The following is a 14,879-nucleotide window of genomic DNA, read 5'->3' as shown; positions in this document are numbered from 1 at the left end:
CGCAATGTCGCCTTACAGCGCTTGAATCTTTTCAATCAGAAGTTGATTGACGAGCGCCGGATTTGCCTTGCCCTTCGTCGCCTTCATCACTTGTCCGACCAGTGCGCCGAGCGCCCGGTCCTTGCCGCCTTTGTAATCGGCGACCGACTTTTCGTTCTTCGCGATGACTTCGTCGAGAATCGGGCCAAGCACGGACGCGTCGCTGATTTGCTCCATGCCCTGCTCATTGATGATGACACTTGCAGACTTGCCCGTCTCCCACATCGTCTTAAAGACGTCGCGCGCCTGTTTGGAAGAGATCTTTCCACTCGAAACCTCTTGAATCAAACCCGCCAAGTTCTCCGGCGAAATCGGGCACTCCGCCGGCGACTTGCCTTCGTTGTTCAGGCCGCCGAGGATATCACTCATGACCCAGTTGCTCGCTGCCTTCGCGTCGACGTTTTCGGCGATGACCCGCTCATAGTACTGCGCGACGAGTGGATCCGCCGTCAACACACCCGCGTCATACGCCGGCAAGCCGAGTTCCTGCTCATAGCGGGTGCGCTTGGCCAGGGGCAACTCCGGCAATTCCGAGCGGACGCGGTTGAGCCAGGCGTCGTCGATGGCGAGATCGACCAAGTCAGGCTCTGGGAAGTAGCGATAGTCGTGCGCCTCTTCCTTCGAGCGCATGGAAATGGTGGTCTGCGTCGCCTCGTCGAAACGGCGCGTCTCCTGCGCCACTTCACCGCCCTCTTCGTACACCGCCGTCTGGCGCTCCACTTCGTACTCAAGGCCGCGTTGAACATTGCGGAACGAGTTCATGTTCTTCAACTCGGCCTTGTTGCCAAACTTGGTCTCACCGACCGGTCGCAAGGAGACGTTCGCGTCACAGCGAAGGGACCCCTCTTCCATCTTACAGTCGGAAACATCACAATACTGCATGATGCTCTTGAGCGCTTCCAAGTACAGACGCGCCTCCTCCGGCGTGCGAATGTCCGGCTCCGACACAATTTCAATCAGCGGCACACCGGTGCGGTTGAAGTCGACCAGCGTGTGCGACCCGTCCGGGGCATGCGTCGATTTCCCTGCATCCTCCTCGAGGTGCAAGCGCGTAATGCCGATGCGCTTCTTTTCGCCGCCGACTTCGATCTCGATATATCCATGCTCCCCAATCGGCTTATCAAACTGCGAAATCTGATAGCCCTTTGGCGAGTCCGGGTAAAAGTAGTTTTTGCGGTCGAATTTCGACTGCTGGTTGATGGTGCAGTTGAGGGCTGTCGCCGCCCGCAACGCCAGTTCCACGGCCTGGCGATTGAGCACCGGCAAAGCGCCTGGGTGACCCATGCAAACCGGGCACACGTTGGTATTGGGCTCCGAATTGCTGTCGTTTTTACAGCCGCAAAAAATCTTGGTCTCCGTCTTCAATTCGACGTGCACTTCAAGACCGATAATCGTCTCGTAGTTCATTCTGCAACCCCCAATTCCGGCTGTGGCCACGAGAAGTCGCGAACTTGCTCATACGCGTGCGCGACGCGCAAAATGGTGCGCTCAGCAAACGGCTTCGCCAGCACCTGTAAACCAACCGGCAACCCGTCGACAAAGCCGCACGGAACGCTCGCGCCCGGAATTCCCGCGAGGTTTGCCGGGATGGTGTAAATGTCATTCAAGTACATCGCAAGCGGATCATCCGACTTTTCGCCAAATGGGAAAGCCGTCGTCGGCGTCGTCGGCATGAGAATGACATCGCATTGTTCAAACGCCTGCTCGTAGTCCCGACGGATGAGCGTACGCATTTGCTGTGCCCGCTTGTAATACGCGTCGTAATAACCGGACGAAAGCGCATAGGTGCCGATGATAATACGGCGTTTGACCTCCATGCCAAACCCCTGGCTGCGACTTTGCTCAAACATGTCAATCATGCTCTTGGCCTCGGCGCGCCGCCCAAAACGAACGCCATCGTAGCGCGACAGGTTCGAGGACGCTTCAGCTGGCGCAATCAGGTAATACGTCGCCACCGCGTACTCGGAGTGCGGAAGGTCTACCTCGACCACGGTCGCCCCTTCGCCTTCGAGCTTGCGAATCGCCGCATCCACCGCCTGCTTCACAGCTGGATTCAGTCCCTCTTCCGGCAAGTTGCGGACGATGCCAATGCGCAGTCCTTTCACACCGAGCTCTAAGTCCTGCGTGAAATCTTCTCGCTCCACCTTCGCAGAAGTGGAGTCGTACTTGTCATAGCCGCTGATGGCATTCATCACAATCGCTGCATCCTCAGCGGTGTTCGTAAATGGACCAATCTGGTCGAGCGATGACGCAAAGGCAATCAGCCCATACCGAGAGACGCGACCATACGTCGGCTTCAGGCCAAAAACGCCGCAAAACGCCGCCGGCTGACGGATGGATCCTCCTGTATCGGAACCGAGTGCAAATGGCACGATGCCCGCTGCGACTGCCGCCGCGGATCCGCCACTCGATCCGCCCGGAACCCGCCCCTTGGCATATGGATTCTTGGTCTTCTTGAATGCGGATGTCTCGGTGGTAGACCCCATCGCGAACTCGTCGAGGTTGGTCTTGCCAATCAGCACACCGCCCGCGTCATTGAGCAGATTCGCGACCGTCGCGTTATAAGGGGGAATGTAATTTTCCAAGATCCGCGACGCAGCCGTGGTCAACATCCCTTGTGTGCAGATGTTGTCCTTGAGCGCGTACGGCACGCCAGCTAGCACCCCTTGACCCGTTGTCGTTGCCTTGGCGCGCGACAGCGCAGCGTCCTCATCCACCGTCAGGAACGCTTCGAGTTCCCCATCGACTTTGCGAACCGCATCGAGTGAGGCCTTGGCCCAATCGGCTGCGGTTGTTTCACCTTTATGTACAGATGCCAAAATCTCTTTGACGCTATTTAATTTCATGCGCCTCCGCCTCCTTCAAGTACGGCCGGCACACGAACTTGACCGTCTTCAGTTTCCGGCGCATTGGCGAGCGCCGCGTCACGAGACAAGCTCGGGCGTACCTCATCTTCGCGCAACACATTCGTCTGCTCGAACGGATGACTTGTCGGCGGTACGCCTTCCAAATCTACCTGCTGGAGCGATGCCGCATACTCCAAAATGTCGTTTAATTGAGGTGCGAGTAGGGATCGTTCAGCCTCAGGCATGGCCAAACGAGCCAAGCGCGCAACGTGGCTGACCGTCTCTTCGGTAATCTTCAACAGCTTGTCCCTCCTAAGGAAACGTCGAAGGTATCTTTCTTTTCGGGATTATAGCACACCATAGAGCTTTTCCGCATAATGGAAGGCATCTAGGGCATCCATGAAGCAGCTCGAACGAGCAGTTGCTCAAGCGCCGCCCCCCACTAGTGCGATACCAAGAGCACTACAATGGATGCCAAACTAAAACAGATGCCCAATAGGTACATAAACGCCACCGTCTGCACTTGCGTCAACCCAGACTTCATCAGCAAGTGGAACGTGTGTCCTTTATCCGCGACGTAAATTGGCCGATTTTCACGGAATCTCCGGTAAAAAACCCAGACTGTGTCCAAGATAGGAACCCCGAGCGCCAGAACCGGCACCAGAAGCGACACCAGTGTCGCACTCTTGAAGGCGCCATCCACCGCGATAGCTGCCAGTACGTAACCAAGGAATGTGGCGCCTGCATCCCCCATGAAAATGCGGGCTGGGTGAAAATTGTGTTTGAGAAAGCCAACGGAGCTCCCCATCAGGGAAACGGCTAAAATCGCGCTCACGCCTTGCCCTTTGAGAATGGCGATGAAGACAAGCGTCAGGGCGGATATCGCCGCGAGACCGGAAGCGAGTCCATCGACCCCATCGAGGAAATTCATCATATTCGTAATCGCGACGACCCAAATCACCGTCGCCACCCAGGAAAGCCACAGTGGAAAGCTGTAATACGTGTGGTGAAACGGCAAGTTCACACCCGTCATGCGGATTTGAAAGGCGATTAACACCACCGCTGCGACAATCTGCATTAAAAATTTCGGCCAAGCTTTGAAATCACGGCCTCGCGTCTTGTAAAAGTCGTCGATCACACCGATGCCGAAAATCAAAAAGCCGCCCACCGCAATACCCCAGAACGTCATTCCTGCATGGCCAAGCACCCCGGCCGTCAGCGCGAAGGAAACGTAAATCGCGATGCCGCCAAGCAGTGGAATCGGCTCCTTATGGATTTTGCGCTGGTTTGGTTTATCCACAAAACCAGTCTTGAGCGCTACTTTTCGAATCACTGGAACAGCAGCGTAACAAATGCCAAACGCCACGATAAAGCATAGTAAGTAATACCAAATTGGAATCATGACGGGCCGAAAGACCTCCCATTCAACCACGGACAAATGTACCGTACAACGACCATTATAGCACGCTACATTGAAACAACATCGAGATTTCGTACATTTGTCTCCGGCACGTCACAAACTTTTTGGCATGCTTGTCGACGCCTGTACATAGATATCAGTAGAAACGAGGATGGGTTCTGAAAAACAGCGCCCATCAAGGTTACGAGGCCCATCGCGGCGCATCGAAGGAGTGTTGCAGAAATGCCTACGCACGACATCATCATCGGATTGATCATCGCATTGCCCATCGCGTTCTTAGTCGGCAGATACTCCACTCGCGTCACTTTTTTTCATACACGCACAGAAGAAAAGATAAGCGTGCCGGAATTTTTGCGCACGCGCGAGTAGTCCCTTGTGTGAACCGGCGTAAAGAAAGACGCAAGGAACGCGGTAGCCAGATACGCTGTGAAAAAATAAGTCACCCCGTCGTTTCTCGACATCCTCGGGGTGACTTATTGTGCTGCCAACTTAGTGCGCCTCTATGCTGTGCAAAGGTGTGCAGAAATCCAACGATGTGATCCTCAAGCGCGCAAACCAGCCTGATCGATCACGTGCAAAAATGCTTCCTCGTCGAGAATCTGCAAATTCGGGTTCTTTCCGGACGAGATGAGCGCCTCGGCTTTCTCCAACTTACTGCCCGCTTTGTCGCCTGCTACGACAAAGTCGGTCTTGGCACTCACACTGGACGTCACGCTACCGCCCAACTGTTCAATCCAGCGCGAAGCTTCTTTTCTGTCCACCGTCGCGAGTGTTCCAGTCAGGACAACCGTTTTGCCTGTAAAGACGCTCTCCACTTGGACGCGCTCTGCGCCAAGGTACGTCATGTTGAGCCCAAGTTCCTTGAGTTCAGCAAGCAAGGCTTTCGCCGCCGGCGTCTGGAAGTACAACTGGATGCTCTCCGCCATCTTCGGGCCGATATCGGGAATCGCCACCAGTTGATTCACACTTGCTTCAGCCAGTGCGTCCATCGTCATGAACGACTGCGCCAAAATCTTCGCTGCCTTCTCGCCGACGAGTCGAATGCCTAAGCCGAACAGCAAGCGTTCAAGTGAGTTCCCCTTGCTCGCCGCGATGGACTGCAGGAGTTTTTCTGCCAACTTGTCACCCATGCGCTCCAACGTCAGAAGCTCGGCTTTCGTCAGGCGATACAAATCGGCGACTGTCTTCACCATGTTCTTGTCCAGTAAAATCGTGATCCACTGCTCGCCAAGTCCCTCAATGTTCATCGCGTCGCGCGAGACAAAGTGAATCAGCCCCTCGCGGATCAGCGCGGGACAATTCGGATTGACACAGCGCCAAGCGGCTTCATCCGGCAAGCGCAACAGCGGTTCGCCGCACTGCGGACAATGACGCGGCATGGAAAACGGCGGAATATCCCCCTGGCGCTCCTCTGGCAGGGATTTAACGACCTCCGGAATAATGTCGCCAGCTTTTTGAACGACAATCTTATCACCGACGCGGATGTCCTTCTCGCGAATCAGGTCCTCGTTGTGCAGCGACGCACGAGAAACCGTCGTGCCTGCTAACTGGACGGGATCAAACACCGCCGTCGGCGTCACCGCACCCGTCCGGCCGACGTTCAAATCAATGCGACGAAGCGTCGTCGTCGCCTGTTCCGCCGCGTATTTGTAGGCAATCGCCCAGCGCGGACTCCTAGCAGTAAAGCCGAGTTCCTGCTGCAGGCGAATGTCGTCGACCTTAATGACCATACCGTCCGTGGCATACGGTAAATCTCGGCGTTTCTCCGCCCACTCGTCGATGTAGGCGATGACTTCCTGAATATCTTGGCATAGCTTCCGCTCGCCATTGGCAGGCAACCCAAGCCGACGCACATAGTCGAGCGCCTCGCTGTGGCGTTCAACTGGGTACTCAGAAGCCTGCGCCAATTGGTAAACGATGACGCCCAACCGTCGACTGGCCGCCACGCGGGGATCTAACTGCCGCAGTGAACCTGCTGCCGCATTGCGCGGATTTGCAAACAGCGGCTCGCCCTGCTGCTCGCGCTGCTCATTGAGCCGCAAAAACGACTGCTTCGGCATATACGCCTCGCCGCGAACCTCCAACGTCACCGGTTCGGTCAACTCCAGCGGGACATTGCGGATGGTGCGAATGTTGGAGGTGATGTCCTCACCAACTTCACCGTCGCCGCGGGTCGCGCCTCGGACCAGTCGGCCTTGCTCGTAGCGAAGGGAGACCGCCAAGCCATCAATTTTCAGCTCACACACATACTGCACGTCGTCCCCTACCGTTTGCCGCACCCGACGATCAAACTCGAGCAACTCCTCCGTCGAATAGGCGTTGGACAGCGATAGCATGGGGATTTCGTGTTCCACTTTCACAAATCCCTCAGATACACTGGCCCCCACCCGCTGGGTCGGCGAACTCGGCGACTGTAGTTCCGGGAATTCCGCCTCCAGCGCCATCAATTCCCGCATCAACGCGTCCCACTCGGCATCCGTGATGCTCGGGTCATCCTCGCGGTAATAGAGTTGGTTGTGATACTCAATCTCTTTGCGCAACGCATCGACGCGTATGCGCGCCTCATCTAGGGTCATACCCACAACGTCAGCCTCCAAATCTGAACACGCGGTAACGCGGAAACCCCGTCGTCAATCCCCCGCGACCTTGGTGATAGGGGCAAATTTGGCGAATAGTTTGCGCTCCCCAACGGGATCGAGAAAGCGAACGACGAGTTCCAGGCTTTCACCGCTACCTGACCTGGAGATAATTTCCCCAATGCCCCATTTGCGATGCTCCACCTTGTCGCCTGGCTCGTAGGAGACCGACAAATCGGCTCCAAACGACTGCGGCATCGTCATGCGGCTCCCGTGGAAACTCGCATTCGCCGCAGGCGCAGTCGACGAATTCTGCCGGAAAGCGCTGCTGTAGTCCGATTTCGCTTGAAAGAACACGCCGTCTTTCTCCACGTCTTGCGCCGGCATCTCCGCCAAAAACCGCGACGTCGTAAATGGCCGCCGCTCGCCAAAAATCATGCGGCTGCTGCACGTGGTCAAGAAGAGCCGCTGCATCGCTCGTGTGATGCCAACATAACAGAGACGGCGCTCTTCCTCCATCTCATCCTCTTCATCCAAAGCCCGCTTGTGCGGGAAAATACCTTCCTCCATGCCGACCAGAAAGACCACCGGAAATTCAAGGCCTTTGGCTGAGTGGAGCGTCATCATCGTGACACCCTCACTCTCTTCCTGCGATTCCGGCTTGCCTTTGTTCAAGTCACTGTCTGCCACCAGCGCCACGTCCGTCAGAAACTGCTCGAGGGCGCTCACTTCCGTATCCTGTGCGCCATTCTCGTCAAACTCCCGCGTCAACGACAGGAATTCATCCAAGTTCTCCAGTCGACTCTGCGCTTCCAGCGTCTTTTCTAACTGCAGGGCCTCGCGATAGCCAGACCTCGACAGCAACTCCTCAGTTAAATCCGTCAGCGGTAAAAACGCCCGCTGTTGCTGAAACGTCAGAATGAGTTGCACAAACCCTGCCAAAGCACTCGCAGCGCGTTTGCTAACGCCGGCATCAACCGCCTTCTGGGCAGCGTCAAACAAGGAACAATTGTGATCACGAGCGTAGGCTTCCAACCTATCTACCGTGGTTTGCCCTAACCCGCGCTTTGGCACGTTGACGACCCGAGCAAACGACACGTCGTCATCTGGATTGAGCACCAGGCGCAGATAGGCGAGCACATCGCGAATTTCCTTGCGGTCATAGAACTTCAGCCCACCGTAAATGCGATACGGAATGCCCTTTTGCAGGAAAATTTCCTCGATCACGCGAGACTGTGCATTGGTGCGGTACAAGACGCCAAAATCCGGGTATTTGTACCCTTGCTTCACAAGCGACTCGATTTGTCCTGCGACAAACACTGCTTCAGCCCGCTCGTCCGACGCATGGTGAAGCGTCGCCTTTTCACCTTCGCCCGCGCTTGTCCACAAATTCTTTTCCAGCCGCTTGCGGTTATTTTGAATGACTTGGTTGGCAATGCGCAGAATTCTGCCCGTGGAGCGATAATTCTGCTCCAGACGAATGACCTGTGCATCCGGATAATCCCGCTCAAAGTCGAGAATATTGCGGATATCCGCTCCCCGCCAACCATAGATGGACTGGTCGGAATCGCCGACGACGCAAAGATTTTTACGCTTGTCCGCCAGCAATTTCACCAGCATGTACTGCGCGTGGTTCGTATCCTGGTATTCGTCCACATGCACATGCGTAAACCGATTCTGATAATAATTCAACGTGTCCGGAGACTGCCGAAACAACTCCACCGTCTTCATAATCAAATCGTCAAAATCAAGCGATTGATTTTGACGCAGGCGCCGCTCGTACTCCAGGTAGACGTCGCCTACCAGGCGTTCATACAGCGATCCCGCCATATCCCGCACCCTCGCCCCATCACGCAGCTCATTTTTATGCTGGCTAATCTGGTGCAGAATGCCCTTCGGGTCATACTTTTTCACATCGATATTCATGTCCGCCATGACGCGCTTGACGACGGAAAGTTGATCAGCCCCATCGAGCACAGTGAACGAACTCGCGTAGCCAATGTGCTGAATGTCCCGCCGCAAAATACGCGCGCACAGCGCATGAAAAGTCGACGTCCATATATCTGCTCCGATATTTCCAACGAGGCTCTGAATCCTATCGCGCATTTCACGCGCCGCTTTATTCGTAAATGTGATGGCCAGAATGCCCCACGGAGGCACTCGGCGCTCCGCAATGAGGTACGCAATTCGCCTGGTCAGCACACTGGTCTTGCCACTCCCCGCGCCCGCCATGATCAGCAACGGGCCATCGGTCGTCTGAACCGCCCGCTGTTGCTCGGGGTTGAGTCCTTCTAATATAGACTGTGCGCTCGGTTGTTCCATCATTGCCACGCGCGCCACACCTTTCAAAACTTGTCTATGTCTATTATACCAGCCGACCAGCTATGAGGCGATCATTTGTTCGCGTCCACATTCGCATGGATAACGTGACAGAACTGCAGCGAATATCTGACAAAGAAAAAAGGACAAAAACATACTTGACGCACCTATCGCGCACCTGCTATAGTATCACTTGTCCGTTTCACAGAACGCACTTCGGAATGTAGCTCAGGTGGTAGAGCGCACGGTTCGGGACCGTGAGGCCGCAGGTTCGAGTCCTGTCATTCCGACCATTGTTTTGATGAAGCGAATGTCAAATTGAGTGAGCCACCTTCCTTTGGCGTATGGAAGGTGGCTTTTTCATATGCAGTATTTCAGAATCATTGTCGTGCTAAATCCCGCATCATCCCGCATCATCCCGCATCATCCCGCATCATCCCGCATCGAATGTCTTATTAAGACATTCCTGAGTCTCTCAGCACCGATAAGACATAAAAAATACTCTAATCGTCGGATTTCATCCTTTATCGGGCAGCTTCTAAGTAAATAGAGCATTTTATATGTCTTAAATCCGTCAAACCTCGCAATTTTCCATAAATAGAGTAGAAAAATGACCTTATTCACCTTATTATATGAGCGTTTTGCAGAATTAACGTTCACAACGCATTTGACACTATATATAGTGTTCCATTGATAGTTCGTACACTATATATGTGCGAGAAACGGTGAAAAATCGAATTCTGCAAAACGCTCATATGTATCTTTCAACGCCGCCGCGCGGCTGGAACAGAAACCCATACCCGCCTCAACAAAAAAGCGCGACTGAGATAGCCGCGCCCATGTGCTATGGCAAAAACTCTGGGTCACCAATCAATTCCCTGTTGAACAGGCGTCGAAGGTCACTGATATGCCGACGATCCGACAGAACCAATAGGTGATCATACGCTTGGAGTCTCGTCGCGCCTCTCGGCACAATGACGTGATTATCGCGGATGATAGCATAGCACAACGTATTTTCTGGAAACTCAATCTCGACCATCTTCCGGTCAATAAAACTCGAGTTGCCTGGAATTTCAATCGGTGTCACAATCGCATTCTCCCGCGCGATAGCGACTAATTCTAAAAGACCTTCAGACGGAGATCGCTCAAACAGGTCAAGTCTGTTCGCCAGCGGTTTGACTGTCCACCCTTGCACCAAAGTCGATGCAATCACGACAAAGAATACCGCGTCCAACATCGTGCTAGGTGTATAACCTGGTGAAAGTATCGCGGTGAGAACGAGTACAATCGGTACTGCCCCTCGAAACCCCGCCCAGGACATGAACAGTTTTTCTCGCCACTTGAAACCCATGCGAAGTGTAGATAGCCAGACCGCCACAGGGCGAGCCACAAACAACGCCCCGACTGCTAAACCAAGACCTGGCAACATGATGGAAAACAACCGTGATGGCGACATCTGCAATCCGAGGACCACGAACATGAGTATGTGCATTGTCCACGAAAGGCCTTCGTGGAATCGCATAATACTATAGCGGTGTTCAAGCCGACGATTTCCCATAACCACAGAAGCGACGTATACCGAGAGAAATCCACTTCCGTGGAACAAAACAGCGGCCGCGTAGGACAGAAGGGCAAATGCCAGCGTCAATGTCGGGTACAATCCACCGGTGTCCAGCTTGATGCGCTGATTCGCGAGAGACCCGAGATACCCCGTGATTAACCCCACGACAAGTCCAACCAGCATCTGTAGCGCAAAAGTTCCGATAACATAGAAAGACGCATGCCAGAACGAGCCCATCCCATGTGTCGACCACTGAATCAGGACGATAGTCAAAAAGAAGGCCATCGGATCATTCGTACCTGATTCCACTTCCAACACATCGACTAACCGTCGTCGCAAAGGCTGACCGCCGAGAATGGAAAACACCGAAGCGGCATCCGTGGAACTCACCGCAACGCCAACTAAAGCAGAGGGGAAAAACGGCAGATTCAATAGATAGTGTGCTAGGCAAGCCATTACCGCAGCACTGATGAGCACGCCGACTGTCGCGAGCGACAATGCAGGAAGCCATACGTTGCGTATCCTCGCCGCAGAAGTGTGCAAACCGCCCTCAAACAAAATGAGTATCAACGCGATGTAACCAACTGATTGCGCAGTAGATAGTGGTACTTTGGGGCTGATTCCTAACCCACCCGGCCCAAGCAAGATGCCGATGGCTACGAACCCAATGAGGACGGGAAATCCAATCCGGTTCCCCACACGAGCAGACCAAACTCCGGCTAACAGAATGACAGATAATAACAGGAGAAATGACTCCATAGCCTTCCCCCTTTTTTACATGTAGCTTTTGCTACACTCTGTCTACTTAGTTTATCACATAAATCAGGTCAGGTCGATTTTCGAGCGGCAGAAGGTCGTCCTAGTCGATCCACACTGGAAACCAAGTGGAGCGTCCACAAGGATATGAGAGGTCCAAAATGCTACGCATTCCAGGACTATTGTGGTTCCTCAGTTGACTTAATGGAAAAAGCGTCAAATAGCCACGGTGTTTTACACTTGATTAATGAAAATGGAGGAGTATATTACTTTTTGGGAGGAGAAGCAAACTTGCAACCCTCGCTTACAGGTATCATGGGGCAAGTTTGCCTTCTCGTTATAGTATTACGCACACCGACCTTCAGGTATGGAGGTACTTTTGAGGATTCATGTATTCACCTGTTATACCAGAAAAATCCTCAGTGTTTGTAACGCGCAGCCTCCCGCGTGTAGACATGTATACACTCGACACCGCATGGCGTACACCCCCCTGGTTAAGAGGTGGCTTTTTCTCGTCTGGTTACTCCCCGGAGTCGACGGTCAGTCAATATCATCAACAGCGCTAAGGCACTGACGGCTATCATCACAACGGCAACATGATGCATACCGGCATCCGATACCTTCTTATGAAAGGCAATTCCAATTAACGCCGAAGAAGCGATTGAGCCAATATACCCGAACGTGCGGAACAGACCCGAAGCCGTTCCAATTTGGTCTGCAGCAACCTGTGTGTACAATGCTATCTGGTTTCCGCTGACCATTGTCCCCATCGTGATCCCAAAGATACACGTAATCAACAAAATCCAAATGATTGGTGTGCTTGTGGTCAGAAAGAGCACGCCAACAGACGCGACAATACAAGACACAGCAGAGGCAATCAACGGAGCAAGTACCAGGTTTCGCTTCGAAATTGGTCCTACGACGAGTGCTGAAACGACACTCATTGGCAAAATGAGAAGCCCTGCGCCGAGTGACGATGTGCCTCGCGCTGCACCGATCCACTCCGTCACGCCGTACAGCACCGTGTAGATACACAGCGTCAATAAGGCAAATCGCGTATAAGTGCGCGTGAGCGCCAAGTTCGTCGCGAGCAAACGCACGTCGATGAATGGACGCGCTACTTTCAACTCCCAAACAGTTAATACCACGCCGAACAGGACGGCCAAACCAAGCGCCAGCCAGTCTGGTTTAGGCAAAGAGAACAAAAATACCATCAGCGATGTAATCGTAAGCGCAAACCCGATGATGCCTGGCACGTCAATCCGTGAAGATACCTCCCGAAGGGTTATCTTCCCCTGGACAGGTGCATCCTTTGGAATCCATAATGCGGCCATCACAAACGCGATGAGCGCAAATGGAATGTTGACGAAAAACGTCGTGCGCCACCCCCAAGCATCGACGAGGACTCCCCCAATGGGGAGCCCTACTGCGGCTGTCACGACGCCAGCAATCTGAAGTGCACCTAATACGTTACCTGGTGGCTTAGACATCCCAACCGACTCTGCACGCCGACGAATCAGCAGCATGGCAGACGGATAGGCGGTTGACGTACCCACGCCGATGAGCACTCGGGAGATGACCAACATGGCCATGTCCCTGCCGAACCCACCTAACAAGCCCCCGATGAGCACGAGCAGGATGCCCGCCAAAAATACTCGGCGAGGCCCGAACTCCTCCGCGAGTTTCCCAGCCGTCGGTTGAGCGATGGAGCTCGCCAAATAAAGCACCGTGACCAAAATGGTGGTTTGGGCTGCTGAAATATGCAAAAACATGGCAATCGGCACTAACGCGGTTGCAATCATGGAGCTATTGATTGGGTTCAGTGTCGATCCCATGTACAACGGAGCCACAAATCTCCATGAAAAGGGGTTACCACTTGGCAAGATGGTCACCCCTTAGTTTGTTTCTTGCGCATGAATTGAATCGAGGGTCTTCACCCACTCGTCGACAGTCTGCACGGTTGCCTGGCGAGGAAACACCTTTTCCATGAGCACGCGGTGAACTTCAGAGTCCGGATCAGCGCAGGCATCTTCGAGCACGGTGATCGCAAAATCCTTGTCTGCCGCTTCACGAAGCGTTGACAAAACGACTCCACTCGTCGCGATGCCGGTGAGAATCAACGTATCGATTTGTTTCGCGCGAAGAATGACTTCCAAGTTACTTCCTGCAAATGCGCTTACGCGGTACTTCGTAACAATGGGTTCCCCAGTCCTTGGTTGTACAGATTCGTGAATTTGCGTCGCATATTCAGAGACAGTCATACCACCCATCTGCTGCACCTGCGAGAAAGCCTTGTTTTTTGGGCTGACTTCCGGATACCCTTCACTAAAGGCGACGCGTACAAAAATAACAGGGATGCCCTTTTGCCGAGCAACCTCTACAGATTTTTGAACTGCGTTCATCATTGTCTGATTCTCTTGAAAGCGAGAAACAATGCCGTTCTGCATGTCCATAACTAGCAGTGCTGGATGGTTCATATGTTTTTACACTCCTTTAATTTCGGTTATAATAACCGGAGAATTCTCCACATGATGATAATTGGAGAGGTCTCCACTTGTCAATGAAGCAAATTCTATTTAGGGATTGATTGTTATGAATCACGCGAGACAACGGCATACACGCACAGAACGACGGGATGCAGCAGAAAATCGCCAACGCATACTAGATGCTGCACTAAAGCTGTTTGAACAGCATGGGGTAGAGCAAGTCAGTATGAATCAAATCGCCATCGAAGCAGGCATCGGCCCCGGAACGCTGTATCGCCGCTACGGCAACAAAAGCGAATTGTGCATGGATTTAATCAAAGACAACATCGTTCTCCTGTTCGAGGATATTGAGGCTTATCTCGAGGAGCATCAAGATGAACCACCGAGCCAGCGCTTAAAAGGTATTCTGACCATCTTTATCGCCTTTCGTGAGAAAAAACTGCAGTTGCTGGCAGGTGTAGAGGAAGTCTCACCGGCGAACAAATCACAATCTAGGACGCCAAGCCCTGTATATGATGAGCTCCATGAAATTATCTCCAAATTGTTCCGCGAAATGACGGTAAACGAGCTGACAGAGCCAGACAACGTATTTCGGACGGATATCTTGTTGATGGCACTCAAAAAGGATTTCTATGTGTTTCAGAGAGATGTACGCGGTTATTCACCCGAGTCGTTTCTGGAACAACTCTGCCTGACATTTTTCCCACAGACACAGAAAGATAAGCCATAAATCGTTCGTCAATTCGGTGGGCGTATCCCATTTGCTTAGATACGTCCACATGGGTAACTACCAACTTCGTCGTTCATTTGAAAGGGAACAAGTTCTTCTATATTCAGTGACTTAATGAATGCCCTTCGAGTGAAGTGTGAAAATAT

Annotated in this window: 11 protein-coding genes and 1 tRNA gene; 3 read left to right on the top strand and 9 right to left on the bottom strand. The window is 53.2% G+C overall.

Translation table 11 applies throughout. The features are described from left to right. Positions 1-12 precede the first annotated feature (12 nt). The 4 genes from gatB to K1I37_RS05040 form a co-directional block, all read right to left on the bottom strand. On the bottom strand, positions 13-1,446 hold the full coding sequence (gatB, locus tag K1I37_RS05055) for an Asp-tRNA(Asn)/Glu-tRNA(Gln) amidotransferase subunit GatB (protein WP_021297810.1): 1,434 nt from the start codon (positions 1,444-1,446) through the stop codon (positions 13-15). Further along, the gene (gatA, locus tag K1I37_RS05050; protein ID WP_021297809.1) at positions 1,443-2,885 is read right to left on the bottom strand and encodes an Asp-tRNA(Asn)/Glu-tRNA(Gln) amidotransferase subunit GatA; all 1,443 of its coding nucleotides are present in this window, start codon (positions 2,883-2,885) and stop codon (positions 1,443-1,445) included. Before gatA ends, gatB begins: the two co-directional genes overlap by 4 nt. After that, complete coding sequence (gatC, locus tag K1I37_RS05045) at positions 2,882-3,184, bottom strand: Asp-tRNA(Asn)/Glu-tRNA(Gln) amidotransferase subunit GatC (protein WP_021297808.1); 303 nt, start codon at positions 3,182-3,184, stop codon at positions 2,882-2,884. Before gatC ends, gatA begins: the two co-directional genes overlap by 4 nt. 143 nt (positions 3,185-3,327) lie before the next feature. Continuing rightward, on the bottom strand, positions 3,328-4,287 hold the full coding sequence (locus K1I37_RS05040) for an MraY family glycosyltransferase (protein ID WP_021297807.1): 960 nt from the start codon (positions 4,285-4,287) through the stop codon (positions 3,328-3,330). A 240-nt stretch (positions 4,288-4,527) separates the two neighbouring features. On the opposite strand from K1I37_RS05040, the gene K1I37_RS05035 reads away from it, so the two are divergent. Continuing rightward, entirely contained in the window at positions 4,528-4,674 is a 147-nt protein-coding gene (locus K1I37_RS05035) for a hypothetical protein (RefSeq protein ID WP_021297806.1), read from the top strand. Positions 4,675-4,847: 173 nt separating this feature from the next. Here the strand turns inward: K1I37_RS05035 and ligA are convergent, their stop codons facing one another. Then, positions 4,848-6,881 (bottom strand): NAD-dependent DNA ligase LigA, encoded by a 2,034-nt coding sequence (gene ligA / locus K1I37_RS05030; protein WP_031219077.1) that lies wholly within the window; start codon positions 6,879-6,881, stop codon positions 4,848-4,850. 54 nt (positions 6,882-6,935) lie between these two features. Next, entirely contained in the window at positions 6,936-9,206 is a 2,271-nt protein-coding gene (gene pcrA / locus K1I37_RS05025; RefSeq protein WP_031219076.1) for a DNA helicase PcrA, read from the bottom strand. Between the two features lie 211 nt (positions 9,207-9,417). Between pcrA and K1I37_RS05020 the strand changes: the two genes are divergently transcribed. Continuing rightward, positions 9,418-9,493, top strand: a tRNA-Pro gene (locus K1I37_RS05020). A 551-nt stretch (positions 9,494-10,044) separates the two neighbouring features. Here the strand turns inward: K1I37_RS05020 and K1I37_RS05015 are convergent. The 3 genes from K1I37_RS05015 to K1I37_RS05005 all read right to left on the bottom strand — a co-directional run bounded on the left by K1I37_RS05015 (position 10,045) and on the right by K1I37_RS05005 (position 13,994). Further along, positions 10,045-11,520, bottom strand: coding sequence for a potassium/proton antiporter (locus K1I37_RS05015; protein WP_021298117.1), 1,476 nt, complete (start codon positions 11,518-11,520; stop codon positions 10,045-10,047). Between the two features lie 491 nt (positions 11,521-12,011). Then, positions 12,012-13,409 (bottom strand): MFS transporter, encoded by a 1,398-nt coding sequence (locus K1I37_RS05010; protein WP_031219173.1) that lies wholly within the window; start codon positions 13,407-13,409, stop codon positions 12,012-12,014. Between the two features lie 3 nt (positions 13,410-13,412). After that, positions 13,413-13,994, bottom strand: coding sequence for a cysteine hydrolase family protein (locus K1I37_RS05005; protein WP_021298115.1), 582 nt, complete (start codon positions 13,992-13,994; stop codon positions 13,413-13,415). A 115-nt stretch (positions 13,995-14,109) separates the two neighbouring features. Between K1I37_RS05005 and K1I37_RS05000 the strand changes: the two genes are divergently transcribed. Next, entirely contained in the window at positions 14,110-14,733 is a 624-nt protein-coding gene (locus tag K1I37_RS05000; protein WP_021298114.1) for a TetR/AcrR family transcriptional regulator, read from the top strand. Positions 14,734-14,879 lie beyond the last annotated feature (146 nt).

It is taken from the genome of Alicyclobacillus acidoterrestris (assembly GCF_022674245.1).
GTDB classification, from domain to species: Bacteria; Bacillota; Bacilli; order Alicyclobacillales; family Alicyclobacillaceae; genus Alicyclobacillus; species Alicyclobacillus acidoterrestris.
The sequence above is the reverse complement of the archived record's forward strand: the minus strand, read 5'-3'. Positions and strand labels throughout refer to the sequence as shown.